The following is a 23,069-nucleotide window of genomic DNA, read 5'->3' on the forward strand; positions in this document are numbered from 1 at the left end:
ATGCTGCGCCTGGAGGGAGTCTGGAAAAGCTACCGCGTGCGGGGGCGCGACAAGGAGGTGCTGCGCGGGGTGGACGCGGCGGTGTGGAAGGGCGATGCCATCGGTATCCTCGGCCGCAACGGCGCAGGCAAGTCCACGCTGATGCGCCTCATCGCGGGCGTCGAGCATCCCAACGCGGGCCGCATCCAGCGGGAGATGAGTATCTCCTGGCCGCTGGGCTATGGCGGGGCGCTGCACGGCAACCTGTCCGGCGCGGACAATGTCCGCTTCGTGGCGCGCATCTACGGCCGCCCGGTGGACTGGACGCTCGGCTTCTGCGAGGAGTTCGCCGAACTCGGCGAGCACATGCGGATGCCGGTCCGCACCTACTCCTCGGGCATGCAGTCGCGCCTGGCGCTGGCGCTGTCGCTCGCGGTGGATTTCGACTGCTACCTGGTGGACGAGATGGTGGCGGCGGGCGATGCCCGCTTCGCCGGGCGCGGGCGGGAGGAGCTGATGGCCCGCCGCGGCCGCGCCGCCCTCATCCTCGTCTCCCATTCGGAGGAACTGGTGAGGAATTTCTGCACCAGCGCCGCCGTGCTCCAAGACGGGAAGCTGCACTTCCATGAAGATCTGGACCAGGCTTTCGCCGCCTATCGTGCGCTCTGAAGGGGTGCGCGGCGCACAGCCGCCCACGCTGCGACGCGAGGCGCCAGCGCCCTCCGCCGCGCCGCCGCTCAATATCGGCCGGCTGCTGCCGCCGCAGACGCGGCCGCGGCGCGGCATCTTCGGCCCGATCCGGCGCTTCCCCTTCACCTTCGCCGTCATCCTGCCGACGCTGCTCGCCGCGCTCTACCTCTTCGCGGTGGCGGCGCCGCAATACATCAGCGAGTCCCGCTTCACCCTGCGCGGGCAGCAGCGCAACGCCGTCTCCCTGCTCGGCGAGGCGCTGAACCAGGCCGGGTTCCGCGCCGCCTCGGAGGATGCGACGGCGCTGCGCGACTTCCTGCTGTCACACGACGCCGTGCGCCTTCTGCGCGAGAGGCTCGACCTCGTTTCCCTGTTCCGCCGCCCCGAGGCCGATCCGCTGGCGCGGCTGTGGTGGGAGGAGCCGGAGGCGGAGCGTCTGCTGTGGTATTTCCGCCGGCAGGTGAAGGCGGAGATCGACCAGAACAGCGGCGTCACCACGCTGCAGGTCCGCTCCTTCCGTCCGGCCGACAGCCTGGAGGTGTCGCGCCTCCTCCTCTCCCTCGGCGAGGATCGAGTGAACGAGATGAACCGCCGCCTGCTCGACGATTCCGTGCGCGCCGCGCGGCTCGAGCTGGAACGGGCGGAGGAGCGCGCGAAGGAGACAGGCGCCGCGCTGACCGCCTTCCGGCAGCGCGAGCAGTCGCTCGACCCCTCGCGCTCCATCGCCATCAACGTGGAGGCACTGGGGCGGCTGGAAGGCGAGGTGACGCGGCTGCGCACGGAGCTGCAGCAGGCCCAGTCCTTCGCCCGCCCCAACGCGCCGCAGATCCAGAGCCTGCGCAGCCGCATCGAGGGGGCGGAGCAGCAGCTGGCGGAGGAGCGGCGTCGCCTCGCCGCCGCCGGCACCGGCCTGACGGAGCAATTGGCCGCCTATGAGCGGCTGCGGCTGGAAGGGGAGTTCGCGGCCCGCGCCCTCGCCTCCGCCACGATGCAGCTGGAGCGCGCGATGGTGGACGCGCAGCGCCAGCAGCTTTTCCTGGTGCGGGTGGTGGAGCCGAACCTCGCGGAGCGTTCGCTCTTCCCGCGTCCCATCCTCGGCACGGTCTACGTGTTCGCGGGGCTTTCGCTGCTTTATGGTCTGGGCTGGTTGCTGGTCGCCGGCGTGAAGGAACACGCCGCGTGACCCGGGGGATTCCGATGAAGTATTTCGTGACGCGCGCCATGCTGGCCGCGCTGGCCGGGTTCGCGCTCGCGGGCGGGGCGGCGGCGCAGAACATGCTGCCGGTACTGACGCCGCAGCAGGCGCAGCAGCTGCAGCAATTCCAGCAGCAGCAATCGCTGATCGGCCAGCCGCCCGGCGCCCCCACCGTCGCCCGCGCCGGCCAGACGACCGAGGCCGAGGCCGGCGTCAGCGCCGCCCCGGCGCTGGGCGAGGCGCCGCGCAACACGGGCGGCCCCACCGCCGTGTTCGGCGCCGGCATCTTCACGCGCGAGGCCACGGCGGCCTCCGACGCGCCGAACCCCAACTACATCATCCAGCCCGGGGATCGCGTTTCCGTCCGCGTCTGGGGCGCGGTGGATGCGGAAGGCATCATGCCTGTGGATTCCGCGGGCAACATCTTCCTGCCCAATATCGGCCCCGTGCGCCTCGTCGGCACCCGCGCCGGCGACGTGCAGCGCGTGGTGGAGGGCGAGGTCCGCCGCATCTACACCCAGCAGGTACAGGTCTATGCCGTGCTGCTATCCACGCAGCGCATCGGCGTCTTCGTCACCGGCTTCGTCCGCACCCCCGGCCGCTTCGGTGGCTCGGCCGCGGATTCCGTCATCGACTTCCTGCAGCGAGCGGGCGGGGTGGACCCCACGCGCGGCTCCTTCCGCGACATCTCGATCATGCGCGGCGGCCGCGCCATCGCCACGGTGGACCTCTACCGCTTCCTGCTCGAGGGGCGCCTGCCGCCGGTGCGGCTGCAGGAGGGCGACACGTTGCTGGTGGGCCGCCAGCGCGCCCTGGTCGGCGCCGATGGGGCGGTGCGCAACAACTTCCTGTTTGAGGTGCCGGGCCGCACCATGTCGGGGCGTGAGCTGGTGGACTATGCGCGTCCGCTGCCCTCCGCCACCAACGCCATCATCACCGGCAACCGCGACGGTCGCCCCTTCTCCCGCTACGCCACGCTGGCGGAGCTTTCCTCCATCCCGCTCTCCGACCAGGACGTGGTGACCTTCATCACCGACCGCCCGGCCCAGACCGTGCGGGTGATGGTGGAAGGCAGCCGCATCGGGCCCTCCGTCCTCGTGGCCGATCGCGATGTGACGCTGTGCCAGGCCCTCGACTACATCGCGGTGGATCCGGGCCTCGCCGACACCAACAGCATCTACCTGCTGCGGCCGCGTGTCGCGCAGCAGCAGCGCCGCGCGATGGAGGAGGCGATCGAGCGTCTGGAGCGCCAGCTCTTCACCGCCGTCTCCGCCACCACGGGCGTCGCCAATATCCGCTCGCAGGAGGCGAATCTCGTCGCCTCCTATCTCCAGCGCGCCCGCCGCACCCAGCCCGAGGGGCGGGTGGTCGTGTTTGACTCCAATGGCCGGTGCTCCTCAGTGCGGCTGGAGAACGAGGATGTGATCGTGATCCCCGAGCGTTCCTCCACCGTCCTCGTCTCCGGCGAGGTGACGGCGCCGCGCGCCGTGGTGTGGAACCGGGACATGAGCATCAACGATTACGTCCAGCAGGCGGGCGGCTACACGCAGCGCGGTTCCTCGCGCAACGTGATGATCCGCCGCGCCTCGGGCGAGCTGGTGCTGGACCCGCGCGAAGGCCCGCGCCCGGGTGACGAGCTGATCGCCATGCCGCGCCTGGACCCCAAGCTGTTCCAGATCGCGACGGATTTCTCGCAGCTGATCTTCCAGGCCGCCTTCGCGGCGCGGACGGTGCAGAACTGGTGAGGGATTTCGGGTGACCGCTTCGGCGGTCACGCAGCCATTTTCAGGGCTTCAGCCCCACGAGCCGCCGCGCCAGCTTGCGCGCGAAGTCGCCGCGCGGCGGATCGAGCAGCCGCGCCAGGGCGACGCGCCCGTGCCGCACCCGGGCGCGCGGGTTCGAGAACTCGCGGAACCCGGCCTCGCCGCCGCGCCTCCCGAAGCCCGAGGCGCCGACGCCGCCAAAGGGCAGGCCTGGCATGGCCGCGTGCTCCATGGCGCGGCCCACGACCAGCGCACCGGATTTCGTGCCGGCAGCCACCGCCTCCTCCTCCGCCCGCGTCGCGCCGAACAGCGCGATGGCAAGCGGGTGCGGCCGGGCGGCGATCCAGCGCAGCGCGGCCGGAAGATCGGCGCATTCCTCCACGGCCAGCACGGGGCCGAAGATTTCCTCCGCCGCCAGCGCACCCTGCGCAGGGGCGAGGCGCAGTGGTGTCGTTCCCTCGCCCAGCGTTTCGGTTTCGGTGCCCCCGGCGATGCGCTCCAGCCTCGCGCCCTGCGCCGGATTAATCACCGACGTTTCCGCTGCGCCGATGCCGGTGGCGCGGCAGGCAGCATGAAAATCCGCGGCCCGGTGGCCCACCAGCAGCACCGTGTCCGGAGCGATGCAGGTCTGGCCCGCATTTACCGCCTTGGCCGCCAGGATGGCCCGCGCCGCCTCGCGCAGATCGGCCCCCGGCAGCACCAGGGACGGGCACTTTCCGCCCAGTTCCAGCGTCAGCGGCGTGAGGTTGGCCGCAGCCGCCGCCATGACGCGCCGCCCCGTCTCCGTGCCGCCGGTGAAGACCAGATGGTCCCAGGGCTGGGTCGCGAAGTCGCGCGCCACCTCCACCCCGCCCTGCACCACCAGCCCCATTCGCGGCCCCCACGCCTCGGCCACGATCTCCCCCAGCAGCGCGGCGACGCGCGGCGTGGCTTCGGAAGGCTTGAGGCAGACGCGATTGCCGGCCGCCACGGCCTCCAGCGCCGGAACCAGGGCAAGCTGCAGCGGGTAGTTCCAAGGGGCCATCACCCCCACCACCCCCTTGGGCACGTATTCCACCCAGGCACGGGCGGGCAGGAAGGGCAGGGGGACGGAGACGCGCTGCGGCTTCGCCCAGCGACGGAGGTGCCGCGCCGCGTATCGCGCCGCCTCCGCCACCACCAGCACGTCGGCCAGCAGCGTGTCTTCCGCCGCGCGGCCGCCGAAATCCGCATCCGCCGCCGCCACCGCATCCTCCGCACGCCGCAGCACGGCGGCCCGCAGCCTCTCGAGCGCGGCGCGGCGGGCGGCAAGGTCCGGTGCGCCGTCCTCTGCCTCCGCAGCGCGCAGCGCCGCCAGCGCCACGGCGGGCGTCACCGCAGCGCCTTCGCGGCGGCGAGGCCGGACAGCGTGGCGGATTCGATGGTCGCGGGCAGGCCGGGCCAGGTCCAATCGCCGGCCAGGACGAGGTTCGCGAGCGGGCGGCGCGGCGGCGTGGGAATCGCCCCTGGCTCGTGGCGCGGCGTGGCGCGGCGCTCCTTCACCGCCCGGCAGGGGGGTGTTTCCTCCGGCCATTCGCCGGGCAGGGCGAAGGCGGCGGCGGCCTCGCGGATCTCCGCCCAGGCACGGGGCGCGAGCGTGTCCACCTCCTCGCGCGCCTCGGCATCGCCGGCGCTGACGGTGACGGAGACGCCCTCAGGCCGCACCAGCACCCATTGGCACAGCGCGCCCACCATGCCGATGAAGCGCACCGGGCCGGGGCCGGTGCGGGCGAAATGCAGGTTCACGATCGGGGCATGGCGCTCCGGTGCCAGGACATGGGTGAGGAGGCGCACTGCCTCCCAGGGCGGCACGGCCAGCACCACCGAATCGCCCTCCTCCAGCGCCACCGTGCCCGAATGCAGGTGCAGCGACGTGACGCGCCCGCCCGCGCGGTCCAGCTTCCGCAGCCGGTCCTCCGTCACCACCGTCCCGCCGAAGCGCCGGATCGCCGCCAGGGCCGGCTCCACGAGATCAGGCCCCAAGCCCCGCCGGGCGACGAGGAGCCGTGTGGCCCCCGGCGCGCCCAGCCGCCGCAGCACCTGTGCCAGCCGCCGCGTCCCTGCCTCGCCGACCGGGGTGTTGAGCGCCGCGACGGTCAGCGGGTCCACGAAGCCGCGCAAGAATTCCGGGTGGCGCGACATCGCCTCGGCCACGCTGCGGTCGCGCCCCGGCAGGGTCATCGCCAGGAGCGAAACCACCGCCCCGGCCGAGACTCCAGCCGGGCGCCGGTCGCGCCGCCACCAGCCGAAGGGCGACAGTGCGACGAGGCGCCGCGACCCGTCGGCACGGTCCAGCACCGGCAGCCCGTCCGGCTCCGGCTCGATCCAGCCATCCCGCGCGCCGATCTCCTCCAGGAAGCGCAGCGCGGCGCGGTTGGCGCCGATCAGCGCATGAGTGCCGTTGTCGGTGCCGTCGGGCAGGGCGCGCGCCCGCCCGCCCGCGCCGGGCGAGCCCTCGTGCAGCGTGACCGGGCGGCCCGCCTTCAGCAGGGAATGGGCAGCGACGAGGCCGGCGACGCCGCCGCCGACGACATGGATCATCGCCCCGTCACCGCGAAGGCGGCCATGCGCAGCTTCTCCATGCCCGACAGACGCGCGCGCACCCGCGCCCCCGCCCAGCCACGCGCCCGCATCCGGTCGAGGAGGCGGCGATACCCCCACATCATCACCCGTGCCGGGCGCAGCGCCGCCACGTCATGCTGTGCGAGTTCCGCCTCGGCCACGGCGAAGCCCTGCACGGCGCGTTCGGAGAGCGTCTCGCAGATTGCGGGGAAGGCAGGGTGGGCGACGATCTCGCGCGCCGGCCCGTCCGGGATGCCAGCTGCCGCCAGCAACGTGAGCGGGATGTAGACCCGCTCCCGCAGCGCGTCCTCGTCCACGTCGCGCAGGATGTTGGTGAGCTGGAAGGTGTGGCCCAGCGCCAGCCCCCAGGCTTCCGCCTCCGGCGCGCCGAAGATGCGCACGCTCATCGCGCCCACCGAACCGGCAACGCGGCGGCAGTAGAGGTCCAGCGCCGCTTCGTCCGGCAGGCGCAGCCGGTCGGCGGCATCCGTCTCCATCCCCGCCACCATCGCCTCGCACTCGGCGCGCGGGATGCGGAAGGCGGTGCAGGCCCAGGCCAGTTCGCGCGACAGGGCGCAATCCGGCCGGTCCAGCTTCGCCCGCCACGCGAGGAGGAGGCGGCGCTTCTCCGCCTCCGGCATGGCGCCGTCGGCGATGTCGTCCACGTCGCGGCAGAAGGCATAGACGGCCCAGAGGGCGCGGCGCCGCTCGCCCTTCAGCACCGCCATGCCGCGCGCGAAGGAGGAGCCGGCGCGCCGCACCCGCGACGCGACCAGCGCGGAATCGGAGGGTGGCGGCGTCAGCAGAGCCTTCGCGAAATCGGTCTTGCCCAGCGCCACCCGCCCGGTCACCGGATCCGCCGCGCGCAGCTTCGCCAGGAGGCGCCGCGCGCAGGCCATGGTCATGGCGGATTGCCAGGCAAGGCGTCGGTTGCGGCACAGGCGGGGCAGGGCAGCGGCGCGGTCCAGCGCCGCCTCCACCCGGTCCAGCGCCGCATCCAGCACGGCACGGCGCGGCGCAGCGTTGGCGGGGTCGAAGAAGGCATCCTCGCCACCGGCCAGGGAAAGCCAGTCCTGCGGGATATAGACGCGGCCGATCTTGGTCCGGTCCTCCGCCGCGTCCTGGATGTGGTTCAGAAGCTGCAGCGCCGTGCACAGCCCATCCGCCGCCGCCTCGCCCTCCGGCGTCGCGTCGCCATGCAGGCGCAGCAGCATCCGCCCGACCGGGTCGGCGGAGCGGGTGCAGTAATCCTCCAGCGCCGCCCAGTCCGGGTAGCGCGCCATCGTGGAATCCTGGCGGAAGGCGGAGAGCATGCGCCGCGCCTCCATCGTGCCGACCTCCAGCCGGTGCAGCGCGGCGGCCTCGGGCAGCTCCGTGGCGGGGTCGTCCAGTGCTGCCTCCATCGCGTCCAGGCGGCGCAGCTTCTCCTCCGGAGCCAGCTCGGCGCTGTCGGCGATATCATCCGCCATGCGGACGAAGCGGTAGAAGGCCATCACCCGCCCCCGAAGCTCGGGGGCGAGGATCAGTGAGGCGGTGGGGAAGTTCTCGGTGTCGTGGGTGCGGTTGGGCGCGCCGGGGGCCTTCATGCCGTCCTTGTGGCGGGATATGCGCGGCCTTTCCAGCCCGCCTTGATCCCGAGCGCCGAGCGGAAGAGCGCCGTCCACTGGATCGCCAGCGCCACCAGCACGGTCAGCGGATGCAGCGGCACGGTCCACCACGGCTCGCCGGTGCGGATCGTCACGGCGGCGCGCAGGGCGAACATCAGTAGGATGGTCAGCAGGGCCTCCGCATCCGGCAGCAGCGCCCAGGGCCAGAGATGCGCGCCGGCCAGCAGGACAGTCCAGATCGGCAGGCCGATCGGCGTCGCCATCCCCTCGCGCGCATTCTTGATGAAGCCGGCCCAAGAGGGGATGAAGCCCTCATACATGCGGCAGGTGGCGAGCGGCGCGCCGTCCAAGATCTCCGTGTCGTGGCCGCGGCTGCGGAATAGCCGGGCCAGGGCGATGCCGTCATGCAGCACCCCCTTGATCGCGCCATGCCCGCCAATCGCCGCATAGGCGCGGCGCTCCACCAGGATGAGCTGCCCGCAGGCGGCGGCGAGGCTGGGCCGGCGGCTCGTCGCCCGCCCGCCGAAGGGCAGGTAGCAGATCAGCAGGAAGTTGATGAAGGGCACGGTCAGCGCCTCGCCCAGCGAGAAGATGAGCTGCCGCGGCACGCCCGAGACCATGGCGATGCGCTTCGCCGCCGCATGGGCGGCCATGGCGCAGGCGGCATGGGGGGCGAGGCGCACATCGGCGTCAATGAACAGCAGATGCGTGCCCTGGGCCGCCTCGGCCAGCCGGGCGCAGGCATGCACCTTGCCGGTCCATCCCGGCGGCAGGGAAGGGGCCTCGACCAGCCGCACCCGCGCGTCGCGCGCGGCATAGCTGGACACGATGGCGGCGGTGTCGTCGGTGGAACCGTCATCCATCACCACCACCTCCACCGCGCAGCCGGTGGAGGCGAGGGCGGCATCGAGGCAGGCGCCGATATTCGCCGCCTCGTTGCGCACCGGGACGAGGATGGACACGAGCGTCCCCTCGGGCGGCGTGCCGCGCGGACGCGCCATGCGGAGCAGATTGATGGTACCGAAGACGACCGGCATCAGGGCTAAGGCGAGGGCGACGTGGGCGTATTCCATCAGCTTCCCTTCGGTGCGCCGGTGTCGTGACGCGGATCGAACGCCTCGCCGCGCAGACGGGCGCGCAGGCGCTGCCACAGACCGTAGATCCCGCCCATGCCTTCCTGCGCCTCGGTCAACGCCTGGAACCGCGTAGGGTCGCGGCTGATCGAATCCTCGGCCAGCCGGTCCATCACCGCTTCCAGCGCCGCGCGCATCCGCTCGGCCCGCGCCGTGCGGTCGAGTGCCAGAAGTTCGGAGGCGGGGATGGGCGGGCCGAAACCGGCCAGCGCCTCTGCCGCGCGCTCGCCCCAGAACGGGTATTCCAGCGCCAAGGGCAGGAACACGGCGCCGGGCGCGATCTCCGGCAAGTAGGACAGGCCGGGGGCGATGGGGACCGGGCGTTCGCGCGCGTCGCTGAAGCGGCCGGGCGCGTTCATCCACAGCATGTGCGACGGATCGGCCAGCACGCTGCGCGCCGTGCGGAGAAAAGCGGCGGCGCCGCGCGCGCTGTTCTGCTCGATCCCGAACACGCCGATGCGCCGCATGAAGCCATAGCGCGCCAGCGCCGCCGCATCCATCGGCACGTAGCCCAGCCGCCCGGGAAACAGACGCTGCGCCAGCAGGAGAAAGGACACGCCATCCCACCAGGAGGGGTGATTGGCGTAGATGACCAGCGGCACACCTTCCGGCGCTTCGGGCATGCCCCAGCGCGCCACGCGCAGGGCGCGCATCCGGCGCGTGAAGAAGCGCAGGAAGGCGCGGTGGAAGAAGCGGACGTAGCGTTCGTCCCGCAGGGCAACCGGATCGCCGCCCCGCTTCGCGCTCACCCCGCCAGCTCCGCCTCGCGCCGCCCGGCATCGCGCGCCTCCTCGCTCATGCCCCGCCCGCCGAGATCGGTGTCGAGGCTGTCGGCAGCGATCCAGCCGGACATCATCACCATGGGCATGCCGGGACCCGGATGCGCCGCCCCGCCCGCGAGGTAGAGCCCCTTCACCTGCTTCGAGCGATTGCCCGGCTTGAAGGCGCCGAGGAAGGAGCCGTGGCTCGCCAGCCCATAGATCGCCCCGTTCAGCACGCGGTAGCGCTCGTGGATGTCCACCGGCGTCAGGCGCCGCTCCACCACGATCCGATCCTCGATGTCGCCGAGGCCGGCGGTGCGCTTCAGCTTGTCCAGGATGACCTGCCGGTAGCCGGGGAAGATCTTGTCCCAGTCATGATGCGGCCGCAGATGGGGCGTGTGCACCAGCACGTAGAGCGCCTCACCGCCCGGTGGCGCCGTCTCCGGCTCGGTCACGGCGGTGGCGGCGAGGTAGGCGGTCGGGTCCGGCGCCGGCTCGCCCTTCTTGTAGATGCTGTCGAACTCCTCCTCCGCGTCGCGGGAGAAGACGAAGCAGTGATGCGCCAGGTGCTCGTAGCGGCGGTTCAGCCCGAGATACAGCACGACGCCGGAGCAGGCGGGCTCGAATCCCTTTTTGCCATAGGCCTCGCCCGCCGCGCCGCCGACGAGTTCCGTGTAGGTGCGGATCGCGTCCATGTTGGAGATCACGGCGTCGCAGGCGATGCGCTCGCCCGAGGCGGTGTGGACCGCGACAGCCTTGCCGTTCTCGACCTCGATGCGCGTGGCGTCGGTGGAGGGGCGGAGATCGGCGCCGAGTTCCCCAGCCAGCTTCGCCAGACCCTCGGCCACGGCGCGCGTGCCGCCGACCGGGTACCACACGCCCTCGCTCGCCTGCATGTCGCCGATGGAGGCGAGGACGGCGGGGGCGAGATAGGGGTTGGAGCCGACATACTGGCAGAAATGGTCGAGCATCTGCGCCAGGCGCTCATCCGGCACGTGGCCGCGGATGACCCGCGCCACGGTCTGCCCCATGCGCAGCGCCAGCACGTCCTTCAGCGTGTCGGCGCGCATGTTGGCGCGCATGTTCAGCGTGTCGCCGATGCCCTCGACCGACTTCCAGAAGAAGAACTTCTCCGACACGCCATGCAGGTGGCGGGAGATGCGCTGGAACTTCCGGTAGCCATCGCCCGCGCCGCTGCCGGGGGCGAAGCGGTCCATCTCGGCCGCCATCGCCTCCACGTTCTCGCGCAGATCGATCCAGGTGCCGTCGTCGAAGAAGCAGCGCCATTGCGGGTCGAGGCGGATCAGCGGCAATTCCCGCGCCTGGTCGCGCCCCGCCTCGGCATAGATGCGGCGCAGGACGCGCGGCACGGTGAGGATGGTCGGCCCCATGTCGAAGCGGAACGACCCCGAGCCATCCGGCGCGTCGAGGGAAAGCTGCGCCGCCTTGCCGCCCAGCCATGGATTCTTGTCCAGCAGCGTGACGCGATGGCCGCGCGCGGCGGCGGTGCAGGCTGCGGCGAGTCCGCCAAGGCCGGCGCCGATCACGACGACGTGGGAAGTGGTCATGCGGTGGTCCTCACTGCGCGGCGAGCGACGGCTCGGCCGTGACGGGAATTTGCAGATCCTGCTGCACGAGCTTCGCGGTGATGCGCGCGCCCTCGTAGATCACCGGCAGGCCGGAGCCCGGATGCGTCCCCCCGCCGACGAGGTAGAGGCGCTCCGTGTCGTTGAACCGGTTGCGCGGGCGGAAGGACAGCATCTGCAGCAGGTCGTGCGACAGGTTGAAGGTGGCGCCGTAGCCCACCGCGTAGTCGTCGCGCCAGGCCTGCGGCGTCACCATGCGCTCGTGCCGGATGCGGCTTTCGATGTCGTGCAGCCCCAGCGCCTTCAGCCGGTCCAGCGCCGCCTGCCGGAAGCACGGCGCCTCGCTTTCCCAGTCGAGGCCGGAGCGCAGATTGGGCACGGGCACCAGCACGTAGAGGGAGGAATGCCCCGGCGGCGCCATGGAGGCATCGGTGGCGACGGGGTTCTGCACATAGGTCGAGGGCTCGTCCGGCAGCACGCCGGCCTCGATCTGCGCGATGTTGCGCTGGTATTCGCGGCTGAGCAGGATCGTGTGGTGCGCAAGCTCCGGAAAGCGCCCCTCCACGCCCAGGTAGAGCATGAAGGTGGAGCAGGAATAGCGCGCGCGCTCGATCTTGCGGTCGTTCCAGTCGCGCCGCAGCGCATCGGGAATCAGGCGCGGCACGGCATGGGCGAAGTCGGCATTCAGCACCACCGCGTCGCCCTCGACATGGCGCCCCGCCGCCTCAACCCCCGTGGCGCAACGCCCGCTGAAGGACACGCGATCCACTGGCGAGTTCAGCCGGATCTCCACGCCGAGGCGCTCCGCCACGCGGGCCATCGCCTCGCTCACCGCACCGCAGCCGCCGCGCGGGTGGAACACGCCGAACTCGTATTCCAGGAAGCTCAGGATGGTGAACATGGAGGGGCAGCGGAAGGGCGACATGCCCAGGTATTTCGTCTGGAAGGAGAAGGCGAGGCGGATGCGCGGGTCGCGGAAGTAGCGGCGCAAATCGCCATCCACCATCTTGTGCGGACGCAGGTGACGCAGGGAGCGCAGCATGTCCGCCCCCATCATCGCCCGCGCCGCCAGGAAGGGACGCTCCAGCGCCGGGCGGAAGGCGGCCAGCTTCTCGCGGTTGTCGCGCATGAAGCGCCGCACCCCGGCCGCATCGCCCGGCGAGATGGCGCGGATCGCCGCCTCCATCCGGTCCATGTCGGGCGTCGCATCCAGCACCGCGTTGCCGCCATCCCCCTCGAAGACGAGGCGGTATTGCGGGTCGAGGCGGATCATTTCTACCTCCTCCTCCAGATCGGCGCCGCAGGAGGTGAAAATTTCCTGGAGAATGCGCGGATAGAGGAAGAAGGTCGGCCCCAGATCGAAGCGGTAGCCGCCGGGCGCCTCCAAGGTGCGGGTGCGGCCGCCGACGACGGCGTCCTTCTCCAGCACGGTGACGCGCGCCCCGCCGGCGGCCAGCTGCATGGCCGCGGCCAAGCCACCCGGCCCCGCTCCGACCACGACGACATGAGGTCGCTGCCGTCGCAGCGCGGGGGCGGGAAGGGGTGCGTTCATGCCTGTGCTTGCGGTCGTGGTCCCTGGTGTAAATGCGGGCAGGCGGGAAGGCTGCAAGGGCACGGAAGGTTTTTCCGTCACCCGAGCAGCGCCAGCACCGCCTCGGGCGAAGCCGCCTCCTCGCACCGCGCCAGCGCCCGGGGCAGGAGCCGCGCCATGGCGAAATCCGCGAGCGGCGCGTAGCGCCCATCCAGCGCCGCCGCGCGGGCGAGCCGCGCCGAGCCCAGCACCCATCCCGCCGCCTCCAGATAGGCGGCGGCGGAGGCGGAAGCCTCCTCCAGCGAGGCCGTGCAGAGCCGGCTCGTCGCCCGCTCCAGCTCCCCGGCGGCGGGGACGAGGCGCGCATCTGCCTCCCGCGCCTCCGCGATCAGCTCGCGCATCCCCGCCCCCTGGTCGCGCCCCAGCTTCCGGGTGACGAGGTCGAGGGCCTGGATGCCGTTGGTGCCCTCGTAGATCGGGGCGATGCGGCTGTCGCGCAGCACCTGCGCCGCCCCCGTCTCCTCGATGAAGCCCATGCCGCCATGCACCTGCACGCCCAGGCTCGCCGCCTCGACGCCGCGATCGGTGCACCAAGCCTTCACGATGGGTGTCAGCAGGGCAAGGCGCGCTTCGTCGCCCCGGTCGGCGCAGACCGCCGCCTCCAGCGCCAGGAAGCGGCCCATCAGCGTGGTGGCGCGCATCTCAGCCAGCATCCGCGCCACGTCGGGATGCCGCGCGATGGGCCGCCCGCCCTGCTCGCGCCCCGCCGCGTAGGCTTCCGCCAGTTCCAGCGCCCGCGCCCCGGCCGCCACGCCCTCGATCCCCACCTGGAGCCGGGCGTTGTTCATCATGGCGAACATGGCGGGGAGGCCGCGATGCGGTTCCCCGATCATCTCCGCCACCGCGCCCTCGAAATACATGGTGCAGGTGGGCGAGGCGTGGATGCCCAGCTTGTGCTCGATGCCGCCGCATCGCACCGGGTTGCGCGATCCGTCGGGCAGGAATTTCGGACAGGCGAAGAGCGAGATGCCGCGCGATCCCGGCGGCGCATCCGGCAGCCGCGCCAGCACGAGGTGGAGCGTGTTTTCCGCGAGGTCGTTCTCGCCATAGGTGATGAAGATCTTCTGGCCGTGCAGGGCGAAGCGCCCATCGCCGAGCGGCTCCGCCCGCGTGCGGATGGCGCCGAGGTCGGAGCCCGCCTGCGGCTCCGTCAGGTTCATCGTGCCATTCCAGGCGCCGCTGACGAGCGGCGGCAGGAGGCGCGCCGCCTGCTCCTCCGTCCCGAAGCGCTCCAGGCACTCCACCGCGCCCGCCGTCAGTGTCGGGCAGAGCGAGAAGGCCATGTCCGCGGTCGCCAGCAATTCCTTCAGCGCGGCCCAGAGGGCGAAGGGCAGGTCCTGCCCGCCATGCGCCGCCCCGGCGCAGAGCGACTGCCAACCCCCCTCGCGCCACGCCGCGTAGGCTTCGCGATAGGCGGGCGGGCATTGCACCGCCCCGTCGCGGAACACCGCGCCCTGCCGGTCCGCCTCCATGCGGTGTGGTGCCACCACCTCGCGGCAGAAGCGCGCGATCTCCTCCACTAGCGCCGACACCTCCTCCGGCGCCAGCTCGCCCGGCATGGGGCAGAGGCGCGTGAGGGCGAAGGCGATATCCTCCGTCTGGGTCGTGTGTCTGCTCATGCGGCGACGCTCTCCCTGCCGGCGGCCCAGCGCGACAGCGCCGTCGCCTCCTCACGCCCGGCCAGGGTAGCGGCGAGGCGCAGCCCCAGCACGGGGCCGAACTTAAATCCGTGGCCCGAGAAGCCGCTCATGACGAAGGCGCGGCGATTCATCTTTTCCAGGATGAACTCCTCGCGCGGCTCCACGTCATAGAAGCAGATCGCCTCGCCCTCCCGCGCCCAATCCTCGATGCCGCGCACCCGCCGCGCGGCGAGGGAAAGGATGCGCTCCACTTCGCGCCCATCCGGCGTGCGGTCGGGGTCATCCGGATCGCCGAGTAGGGAAAAGGAATGGTCGCCGACCTTGAGCGGCGTCCCCGCTACGGGCGGGACGAGGTAGAATCCACCTGCAGGCGACAGGTCGAGCAGCATCGGCATGCGCGACCAACGCTCATCGCCCGGGCGCAGACGCACGATCACCTGCGCCGAGGGCGTGACCCGGCCGCGCAGGGTGGGAAGCAGGCGCGAGGCCCAGGGGCCGGCCGCCACGACCAGCATGTCGGCGGAAAGCCGCGTCCCGTCCTCCAGCACCAGAGCCTCGTCCACCTCCCGCACGCGTGCGCGCCGGAAGGCGACGCCGTTCCCGCGCAGATGCTCCGCGAGGGCGGCGACGATGCGCCCGGCCAGCAACACGCCCCCCGTTTCCATGTGTAGGGCGTCGGTGATGCCGGCGCCGCGCAGCAGCGGGAAGCGAGCTTCCACGGCTGCCGCTGACAGGTCCTGCATCGCGTGCCCAGCCACACGCAGCGCGGCGCGGCTGTCGCGCAGCCAGTCGCCGCCGCCCTCGTCCAGCGCCAGCACGCCCGTCGGGACGTGCAGTACCTCGCCCAGGTCGCGCCACAGCGCGTCCCACGCCTCGTAGGCCTCGTCCACCATCCGCATGTAGCCGCGCTGGGCGCCATAGGCGTGGCGGATCAGGCGGTGGTCGTCCACGGAGGAGCCGCGCGGGTTGGGCACCGTGTCCTGTTCCACCACCGTCACGGCGAAGCCCTCACGCCGGAGGCCCCATGCGGCGCAAAGCCCCATGATGCCGGCGCCAAGGACGAGGGCGGTTCGTGTCATGCGTTCAGTCGAGCTTGATGCGCGCCTCGCGGATCACCCGCGCGTAGCGCTCCGCGTCGCGGCGCAGCAGCGCCGCCGCATCGGCCGAACTGCCCCCGCCAACGATGAAGCCGCTTTCGCGCAGCCTTGCCCGCGCGGTGGGATCGACGAGGGCGCGATTGGTGGTGGCGACCCAGCGCTCAGTGACGGATTCCGGCAGCCCGCCGGGGCCGATGATCATGTACCAGACATTGGCGTTGAAGCCGGGAAAGCCGCTCTCGTCCACGGTGGGCAGGTCGGGCAGCCATTCCACGCGCTGCGGCATGGTGACGGCGATGGCGCGCACCCGCCCGGCGCGGATATGCGGCAGGTAGGTAGGCAACGTGTCCATCGCGATGTCGATGCGCCCCGCCAGCACTTCCGTCACCGCCTGACCGGTGCCGCGGAACGGCACATGGACCATGGAAAGCCCGGCCTGGGAGGAAAGAAGCTCCGCCGCCAGATGCTGCTGCGTGGCGACGCCGGAGGAGGAGTAGTTGAGCTTGCCCGGATTGGCCCTCGCATGCGCCAGGAAGCCCTGGAAGTCGCGCACCGGGCTGCTGTTGGGCACCACCACCACCAGCGGCACCGTGCCGGCCAGGATCACGGGCGTCTGGTCGCGCAGGATGTCGTAGGGCGGCGGGTTCATCAGCGGCGGCACCACGGCGGAGGCGCTGACCGTGGTCATCGCCATGGTGTAGCCATCCGGCCGCGACCGCGTGACCTGTCCGATGCCCAGCGTGCCCGAGGCCCCGGCGCGGTTCTCGATCGCCAGCGCTTGGCCGAACTCCTCCTGCAGGGTGGGCTGGAGGGCGCGGGCGATGATGTCCGTCCCGCCACCCGGGGCGAAGGGGATGATGAAGTTGACCGGACGCGTCGGGTAGGTGCCTTGGGCCCGCGCCACCATGGGCGCTGCCAGGGCGGCAAGGAGGAGGGGGCGGCGGAGCATGGACGGACTTCCCTATGTTTTCAGGGAGCCTAACCGGCGGCGCGCCGCCGCGTCCATGTCACGCCTGCTTTCGCTCGATCAGGGAGCGGCGGATCTTCCGGCCACGCTGGATGCGGTCCACGATGAACTCCTCCTGCCCCCAGCGTATGGCGCGGCCGAAGGCGTGCGCATCCTCGGTGAAGCGGGCCAGCATCTCCAGCACCGCCTCGCGGTTGTTGAGGAAGACGTCGCGCCACATCGCCACGTCGCTGGCGGCGATGCGAGTGAAGTCGCGGAAGCCGGAGGCGGCGAATTTCAGCACGCTCTCCCGCGTTTCCTCGCTGAGGTCGTCGGCGGTGCCGCAGATGGTGAAGGCGATGAGGTGCGGCAGGTGGGAGACGATAGCCACCACCTTGTCGTGCGTCGCCGCATCCATCGTCTCCACGGTGGAGCCGCAGCGGCGCCAGAATTCCCGCACCGTTTCCACCGCCGCCGAGTCGCCATTCGGCAGGGGGGTGACGATGCAGTAGCGCCCCTCGAACAGCGTCGGGAAGCCGGCATCGGGGCCACTATGCTCCGTGCCCGCCATGGGGTGCGCGGGAACGAGGCGGACGCCCGGCGGGCAGAGCGGCAGGAGGTCGCGGATGACACTGCCCTTGGTGGAGCCGACATCGGAGAGGATGGCGCCGGGCGCGAGGTTCGGCGCGATGTGCCGCATCACCCCGGCATAGGCGCCCACCGGCACGCAGAGGATAACGCCGTCGGCGTCCTTCACCGCCTCGGCCGCGTCCTCCTCCACCCGGTCGGCAAAGCCCAGCTCGCGCACGCGCGCCAGCGTGGCGGCGGAACGCGCCGTCACCACCACCTCCCGCGCCAGCTCGCCGCTCTCGCGATTGCGGCGGGCGATGGAGGAGCCGATCAGCCCCGCGCCGACGAGACAGAGGCGCTGGAAGATGGGCGTGGTCACGCTCCGCCCCGCGCAAAGAAGCCAGCCGCCCGTCGGCCTTCATCCGGCCGCAACGCGGACGGCGCGCGGCTCGAAACCGCCCAGCCCGCGCCCCACGTCTGAGGCGCGCAAGCCAAGCATCCGAAGACCGCGCCCGGCGCCTGAGGGCACAAAACAAACTTCATGCGGACTTCGTCCGCATGAAGTTTGTGAGCGCATCGATCACCATCTGGCATTCCTCGGCGGTGCCGACGGTGATGCGCAGGCAGGAGGGCAGGGCGTAGCCGCCGACCATGCGCGCGATGATGCCGCGCGCGCGCAGCGCCGCATCGGCGGCCTTGGCCCCCTCCGCCGTGCCGAAATCGGCGAGCACGAAGTTGCAGGCGCTCGGCCAGGCCTTGATGCCTGCCGCTTCCAGCCCCGCCGAGAGCTTGGCGCGCCATTCCTCGTTATGCGCCACGCTCTTCTCGATCCAGCCCGGCTCGGCCAGGGCGGCGATGCCGGCTTCCATGGCGGCGGCGTTCACGTTGAACGGGCCGCGGATGCGCGCCATCACATCGGCCACATTGGGCGGCATGTAGGCCCAGCCCAGCCGCATCCCGCCCAGGCCGAAGATCTTGGAGAAGGTGCGCGTCATCACCGTGTTGCCCGAGGCGTCCACCAGCTTCTGGCCGGGGTCATAGTCGGGATCGGTGACGTATTCGGCATAGGCGGCGTCGAGGATCAGCAGGATGTCGTCGCGCAGCCCGGCGCGCAGCCGCTCCACCTCGCTCCGCGGCAGCAGCGCGCCGGTCGGGTTGTTGGGATTCACGAGACAGACGAGCTTGGTGCGCGGCCCCACCGCCGCCAGCATCGCGTCCACGTCGGCGACGAGGTTGCGCTCGGGCACCTTGATGACGTGGCAGCCGGCATAGCGGCCGGTCAGCTCGTACATCACGAAGCCGTGGGCGGGCATGATCAGCTCCGTCCCCTCGCCGCCATAGGCGAGGATCAGGTAGGCGATCAGCTCGTCCGAGCCGTTGCCGCAGACGATGCGCGCGGGGTCGAGGCCGAATCGCGCGCCGATCGCCTCGCGCAGCCGGGTCGCGCCGCCATCGGGATAGCGATGCGCCTCGCGCGCCATCGCCGTGATCGCCTCCACCGCCATGGGGGGCGGGCCGAAGGCGCCCTCGTTGGAGGAAAGCTTGATGATCCGGTTCACCCCCGGCAGCTTCGACTCGCCGCCGACATAGGGCTCGATGGACAGGATGGAGGGGCGGGGGAGCAGCGCGGTCATGCGGCACCTCGTTCGGGAAGGGCATAGCGGCCGAGCACGGCGGCGCCGGGCGGCGCCGTCTCGGCCTCCAGCAGGGCGCGGGTCATCCCCGCCTCGCGCCGGGCGATCAGGACGCGGGCACCGGGATGGCGCGCGGCGATGGCGGCGCGGCTTTCCTCCGGTGCTTCCAGCCGGAACAGCACGCGGTCATGGCCTGAGGCATCGGCCGGGTTCAGCGCTACCACCGCGGCCTCCAGCGGCGGCTCGCCGGGATGGAGGAAGGGCAGGCGCGCGATGACCTGAAGCTGCTGCGCGTCGAAGCGGGTCCACCACGCCTCCTCCTCCGCCTCGCCCTCGCGCGGCCAGGGCAGGAGGGCGGCGGCGGTCCCGCCCCCGGCCACGGCGCTGAGCGCGGCGGCCAGGCTGGGCTGCGGACGCAGGGGGGTGCCGGTGCCGAAATGCTCGGCGGCGAGGCGGGCCAGGGCGGGGTCGGGCGGCACCGCCACGGAGAAGCCACCCTGCTGCGCGACGGAGGCGGCGAAGATTTCCCGCCAGATGCGGACCAGGGCGGCGCGCGGCAGATTCCCCTCGTGCCGGCGGAGCAGGCGGCGCAGGATCGCCGCCTCCCGCCCCGGGCGCAGCACGGTGCCGTTGGGCTTGGCGGCGCTGGCGGCAAGCCGCGCCACGGTGGCGGCGCGACGCATCAGGAGGGCGTGCATCTCGTCATCCAGCGCGTCCAGCTCGGCGCGGATTCCAGCCAATGTCTCGGTGTCTGCCATTCTTTCCCCGGCATAGCGGTCCCCCCGCCGCCCGCCAAGTTGCCCCAGGGCGGCCACGGCCCTATCTGCTCTCCCCAAGATGAGCCCGCTCGCCCCCTTTCCGGTCGTGGAGCACCAGCGCGTCGTGCTGGAGGAAGGGCTGACGCTCGACTGCGGGGTGACGATCCGGCCGCTCGCCGTCGCCTTCCGCACCTATGGCACGCTGAACGAGGCGCGCTCCAACGCCATCCTGGTCTGCCACGCCCTGACGGGCGACCAATACCTGGCCGAGACGCAGCCCGTCACCGGCAAGCCCGGCTGGTGGTCCAACCTGGTCGGTCCCGGCCTTCCGGTGGACACGGACCGGTTCTTCGTCATCTGCGCCAATGTGCTGGGCGGCTGCATGGGCTCCACCGGCCCGCGCGAGGAGATGACGGACGCGGACGGGAACGGGCTCGGCCGGCCCTGGGGCACGGATTTCCCCACCGTCACCATCCGCGACATGGTCCGCGCCCAGAAGAAGCTGGTGGACCACCTGGGCATCACCCGGCTGCTGGCGGTGATCGGCGGCTCCATGGGGGGGATGCAGGTGCTGGAATGGGCCGCGACCTACCCGGACGCGGTGCTGGCCGCCGCGCCCATCGCCTGCGCCACCCATCACAGCGCCCAGAACATCGCCTTCCACGAGGTCGGGCGCGCCGCCATCCATTCCGACCCGGACTGGAAGGGCGGCCGTTACTGGGAGGATGGGCGCATCCCGGCCCAGGGCCTGTCCGTCGCGCGCATGGTCGCCCACATCACCTATCTGAGCGAGGCGGCGCTGATGCGGAAATTCGGCCGCCGCCTCCAGGGCGCCAAAGCGGTGACCTTCCTGGAGGACGTGTTCCAGGTCGAAAGCTACCTGCGCTACCAGGGCTCCACCTTCGTGCGGCGCTTCGACGCGAATTCCTACCTCACCATCACCCGCGCCATGGATTATTTCGACCTGTCGCAGGAGCACGGTTCGGTCCCGGCCGCCTTCGCCGGCACGCCGACGCGGTTCTTCGTCGCCAGCTTCAGCAGCGACTGGCTCTTCCCCACGAGCGAGAGCCGCGCCCTGGTGCGCGCCCTGAACGCTGCCGCCGCCCGCACCTCCTTTGTCGAGGTCCCCACCGACAAGGGCCACGACGCCTTCCTGCTGGACGAGCCGGATTTCCACCGTGCCCTCGGCGGGTTCCTGCGCGGCGCGGCGCGGGAGGCGGGGCTGTGAGCGGCGCGGTGCTGCTGCTGGCCCAGGCGCGCAACAATGCCTGGGCCAATCTGCGCCTTCACAAGGCCTGCGAGGCGCTGAGCCAGGAGGAGTTCGAGGCCCCGCGCACCGGCTTCTTCCCCTCCATCCGCGCGACGCTGAACCACATCCTCGTCATCGACCGCTTCTACGTGGATGCGATGGAGGGCGGGACGCTCGGCCCCGCCGCCTGGGCCGATCCCGAGCCGTGCCGGACGGTGGCGGAACTTCGCCCGGCCCAGGCGGAGATGGACCGCCGCCTCGTCGCCTTCTGCGAGGGGCTGGACGACGCGTCGTTGGGCCGCATCATCCGCGTCAACCGCATCACCCGCGTGCAGGAGGAGCGGGCGGACCGGCTGCTGCTGCACGTTTTCCAGCACCAGGTCCACCATCGCGGCCAGGCCCATGCCATGCTCTCCGGCACCTCCGTGAAGCCGCCGCAGCTGGATGAGTTCTTCAGCCGGGGCGAGGCGCGGCTGCGCGCGGCGGAATTCGCCAAGCTCGGCTGGACCGAGGACACGGTGTTCGGGGATTTCCGCTGATGCCCGACGGCCATATCCGCTACGTCGCCAAGAACATGCGCCTCGACCTCCGCCTCATTGCGGAGATGATCCCCGAGGGCGCGCGCGTGCTGGATATCGGCTGCGGCGACGGCTCGCTGATGGCGCATCTCGTCGAGGTGAAGCGCGCGGATGCGCGCGGCATCGAGATCGACATGCAGGCGGCGACGGATGCGGTGGCGCAGGGCCTGTCAGTCATCCATGGCGATGCCGACAACGACCTCGCCTTCTATCCGGACGGTGCCTTCGACTACGTGGTGCTGTCGCGCACGCTCCAGGCCGTCGAGCGCCCGCGCGAGGTCTTGCGGCAGATGCTGCGCATCGGCCGATACGCCATCCTGTCCTTTCCGAATTTCGGCCACTGGCAGGTGCGCTGGAAGCTGCTTTCCACCGGGCGCATGCCGGATACGGAGATGTGGTCGCGCCCCTGGTACGAGACGCCGAACATCCATCCCTGCACCATCCTCGACTTCGTCGCCCTGGCGGAGATGGATGGCTACGTGATCGAGCGCTGGCTGGCGGTGGACGAGAAAGGTCTGCGCGCGCCGTGGCGCCGTTCCGTGCGCCTCGCCAACCTTTTCGGCGAACAGGCGCTTTTCCTGCTGCGGCGGAAATAGCGGGCCGTTTTCCGCGGCGCACGACAAAGGCTTGATTTTGGCAAGCCGCTTGGAGTGCAATCGCCACGGCCTCGGAATGGCTGGGAGGAATCGGAAATGGCACGTTTGGCGCTCGTCACTGGCGGGCAGCGCGGCATCGGCGCTGCGATCAGCGAAGGGCTGAAAGCCGCGGGGCGTACCGTCGTCGCCAGCTATGCCGGCAATGACGAAGCAGCGCGCGCCTTCACCGAGCGCACGGGCATCCCCACGGTCAAGTTCGACGTGTCGGACTACGACGCCTGCGTCGCCGCCGTGCAGAAGGTGGAAGCGGAGCACGGTCCGGTGGAGATCCTGGTGAACAACGCTGGCATCACCCGCGACGCGGTGATGAAGAAACTGTCCCGCCAGATGTGGGACGACGTCATCGATACGAATCTCGGCTCCTGCTACAACATGTGCAAGGCGGTGTGGGACGGCATGACGGCGCGCAAGTTCGGGCGCATCGTCAATATCGGCTCCATCAACGGGCAGGCGGGGCAGTACGGGCAGGTGAACTATGCCGCCGCCAAGTCCGGCATCCATGGCTTCACCAAGGCGCTGGCCCAGGAGGGCGCGCGCAACCAGATCACGGTGAACGCCATCGCCCCCGGCTATGTGGACACGGAGATGGTGCGCGCCGTGCCGCAGGACGTGCTGGAGAAGATCATCGCCCGCATCCCGCGCGGCCGTCTCGGGACGGCGGAGGACATCGCGCGCGGCGTCGTCTTCCTGACGGCGGACGATGCCGACTTCATCACGGGCTCCACGCTGAGCATCAATGGCGGGCAGCACATGTACTGAGCGGTGCGCCGGGGCGTGGTCCACGCGAACGGATCGCGCTCCGGTTGCTTCACCGCTTCGGTGAGGGCGTCGCCGCGGTTCGGGCTCTAGTCCCGCTCCTCAGGCTCGTTCCGTCCGTCCTCGTGACCCGGCTCGTCCCGGGCCGCGTCTTCGGCGGAGCGGCGACGGGTTTCGTCGCGGCTCTGGAAATATTCGCTCAGGCGGATGTTGAGGCAGTTTTCGTCGGGCATGGCGACTTGAACGCCGAGGGCGCGCCGGGGTGGTACCCGCCCCCCGCGGCCCAGCCATGAAGCCCTG

General features: G+C 71.4%; 21 protein-coding genes. 7 read left to right on the forward strand and 14 right to left on the reverse strand.

Annotated elements, in window-relative coordinates; genetic code table 11:
• From JTJ31_RS12720 to JTJ31_RS12730, 3 genes are read left to right on the forward strand one after another with little or no spacing between them, the layout of a single operon-like run.
• A complete protein-coding gene (locus tag JTJ31_RS12720) occupies positions 1–648 on the forward strand; it encodes an ABC transporter ATP-binding protein (protein ID WP_207539038.1) in 648 nt (215 codons plus the stop codon).
• Complete coding sequence (locus JTJ31_RS12725) at positions 605–1,852, forward strand: capsule biosynthesis protein (RefSeq protein WP_207539039.1); 1,248 nt, start codon at positions 605–607, stop codon at positions 1,850–1,852. The genes JTJ31_RS12720 and JTJ31_RS12725 overlap by 44 nt, the downstream gene beginning before the upstream one ends.
• A complete protein-coding gene (locus tag JTJ31_RS12730; protein ID WP_328805730.1) occupies positions 1,849–3,609 on the forward strand; it encodes a polysaccharide biosynthesis/export family protein in 1,761 nt (586 codons plus the stop codon). The genes JTJ31_RS12725 and JTJ31_RS12730 overlap by 4 nt, the downstream gene beginning before the upstream one ends.
• A gap of 40 nt (positions 3,610–3,649) precedes the next feature.
• Here JTJ31_RS12730 and JTJ31_RS12735 read toward each other — a convergent pair whose 3' ends face one another.
• The 13 genes from JTJ31_RS12735 to JTJ31_RS12795 all read right to left on the reverse strand — a co-directional run bounded on the left by JTJ31_RS12735 (position 3,650) and on the right by JTJ31_RS12795 (position 19,530).
• The gene (locus tag JTJ31_RS12735) at positions 3,650–4,981 is read right to left on the reverse strand and encodes an aldehyde dehydrogenase family protein (RefSeq protein ID WP_207539040.1); all 1,332 of its coding nucleotides are present in this window, start codon (positions 4,979–4,981) and stop codon (positions 3,650–3,652) included.
• Positions 4,978–6,186, reverse strand: a complete 1,209-nt coding sequence (locus tag JTJ31_RS12740; RefSeq protein ID WP_207539041.1) for a hydroxysqualene dehydroxylase — start codon at positions 6,184–6,186, stop codon at positions 4,978–4,980. Before JTJ31_RS12740 ends, JTJ31_RS12735 begins: the two co-directional genes overlap by 4 nt.
• Positions 6,183–7,793: a squalene/phytoene synthase family protein gene (locus tag JTJ31_RS12745; protein ID WP_207539042.1), complete on the reverse strand. Its 1,611-nt coding sequence runs from the start codon at positions 7,791–7,793 to the stop codon at positions 6,183–6,185. The genes JTJ31_RS12740 and JTJ31_RS12745 overlap by 4 nt, the downstream gene beginning before the upstream one ends.
• Positions 7,790–8,887: a glycosyltransferase family 2 protein gene (locus tag JTJ31_RS12750; protein WP_207539043.1), complete on the reverse strand. Its 1,098-nt coding sequence runs from the start codon at positions 8,885–8,887 to the stop codon at positions 7,790–7,792. The genes JTJ31_RS12745 and JTJ31_RS12750 overlap by 4 nt, the downstream gene beginning before the upstream one ends.
• On the reverse strand, positions 8,887–9,696 hold the full coding sequence (locus tag JTJ31_RS12755) for a lysophospholipid acyltransferase family protein (RefSeq protein ID WP_207539044.1): 810 nt from the start codon (positions 9,694–9,696) through the stop codon (positions 8,887–8,889). Before JTJ31_RS12755 ends, JTJ31_RS12750 begins: the two co-directional genes overlap by 1 nt.
• Positions 9,693–11,276, reverse strand: coding sequence for a phytoene desaturase family protein (locus tag JTJ31_RS12760; RefSeq protein WP_207539045.1), 1,584 nt, complete (start codon positions 11,274–11,276; stop codon positions 9,693–9,695). Before JTJ31_RS12760 ends, JTJ31_RS12755 begins: the two co-directional genes overlap by 4 nt.
• A 10-nt stretch (positions 11,277–11,286) precedes the next feature.
• Positions 11,287–12,846, reverse strand: coding sequence for a phytoene desaturase family protein (gene crtI, locus JTJ31_RS12765; RefSeq protein WP_207539046.1), 1,560 nt, complete (start codon positions 12,844–12,846; stop codon positions 11,287–11,289).
• Between the two features lie 77 nt (positions 12,847–12,923).
• On the reverse strand, positions 12,924–14,504 hold the full coding sequence (locus JTJ31_RS12770) for an acyl-CoA dehydrogenase family protein (RefSeq protein WP_207539047.1): 1,581 nt from the start codon (positions 14,502–14,504) through the stop codon (positions 12,924–12,926).
• On the reverse strand, positions 14,501–15,604 hold the full coding sequence (locus tag JTJ31_RS12775) for an NAD(P)/FAD-dependent oxidoreductase (RefSeq protein WP_207539048.1): 1,104 nt from the start codon (positions 15,602–15,604) through the stop codon (positions 14,501–14,503). Before JTJ31_RS12775 ends, JTJ31_RS12770 begins: the two co-directional genes overlap by 4 nt.
• A gap of 4 nt (positions 15,605–15,608) precedes the next feature.
• The gene (locus tag JTJ31_RS12780; RefSeq protein ID WP_207539049.1) at positions 15,609–16,571 is read right to left on the reverse strand and encodes a Bug family tripartite tricarboxylate transporter substrate binding protein; all 963 of its coding nucleotides are present in this window, start codon (positions 16,569–16,571) and stop codon (positions 15,609–15,611) included.
• 58 nt (positions 16,572–16,629) lie between these two features.
• The gene (locus JTJ31_RS12785) at positions 16,630–17,517 is read right to left on the reverse strand and encodes a prephenate/arogenate dehydrogenase family protein (RefSeq protein ID WP_207539050.1); all 888 of its coding nucleotides are present in this window, start codon (positions 17,515–17,517) and stop codon (positions 16,630–16,632) included.
• A 160-nt stretch (positions 17,518–17,677) separates the two neighbouring features.
• Positions 17,678–18,772 (reverse strand): histidinol-phosphate transaminase, encoded by a 1,095-nt coding sequence (gene hisC / locus JTJ31_RS12790; RefSeq protein WP_207539051.1) that lies wholly within the window; start codon positions 18,770–18,772, stop codon positions 17,678–17,680.
• Positions 18,769–19,530: a chorismate mutase gene (locus tag JTJ31_RS12795; RefSeq protein WP_207539052.1), complete on the reverse strand. Its 762-nt coding sequence runs from the start codon at positions 19,528–19,530 to the stop codon at positions 18,769–18,771. The genes hisC and JTJ31_RS12795 overlap by 4 nt, the downstream gene beginning before the upstream one ends.
• Before the next feature lie 79 nt (positions 19,531–19,609).
• Between JTJ31_RS12795 and metX the strand changes: the two genes are divergently transcribed.
• The 4 genes from metX to phbB all read left to right on the forward strand — a co-directional run bounded on the left by metX (position 19,610) and on the right by phbB (position 22,772).
• The gene (metX, locus tag JTJ31_RS12800; protein WP_207539053.1) at positions 19,610–20,758 is read left to right on the forward strand and encodes a homoserine O-acetyltransferase MetX; all 1,149 of its coding nucleotides are present in this window, start codon (positions 19,610–19,612) and stop codon (positions 20,756–20,758) included.
• Positions 20,755–21,318: a DinB family protein gene (locus JTJ31_RS12805; protein WP_207539054.1), complete on the forward strand. Its 564-nt coding sequence runs from the start codon at positions 20,755–20,757 to the stop codon at positions 21,316–21,318. Before metX ends, JTJ31_RS12805 begins: the two co-directional genes overlap by 4 nt.
• 35 nt (positions 21,319–21,353) lie before the next feature.
• Positions 21,354–21,953: a methionine biosynthesis protein MetW gene (gene metW, locus JTJ31_RS12810; RefSeq protein WP_207539227.1), complete on the forward strand. Its 600-nt coding sequence runs from the start codon at positions 21,354–21,356 to the stop codon at positions 21,951–21,953.
• 96 nt (positions 21,954–22,049) lie between these two features.
• Positions 22,050–22,772 (forward strand): acetoacetyl-CoA reductase, encoded by a 723-nt coding sequence (phbB, locus tag JTJ31_RS12815; RefSeq protein WP_207539055.1) that lies wholly within the window; start codon positions 22,050–22,052, stop codon positions 22,770–22,772.
• An 86-nt stretch (positions 22,773–22,858) separates the two neighbouring features.
• Here the strand turns inward: phbB and JTJ31_RS12820 are convergent, their stop codons facing one another.
• Positions 22,859–23,002, reverse strand: coding sequence for a hypothetical protein (locus JTJ31_RS12820; RefSeq protein ID WP_207539056.1), 144 nt, complete (start codon positions 23,000–23,002; stop codon positions 22,859–22,861).
• Positions 23,003–23,069: the final 67 nt, after the last annotated feature.

Origin of the sequence: Sabulicella rubraurantiaca (assembly GCF_017355885.1) — a bacterium.
GTDB lineage: Bacteria > Pseudomonadota > Alphaproteobacteria > Acetobacterales > Acetobacteraceae > Roseococcus > Roseococcus rubraurantiacus.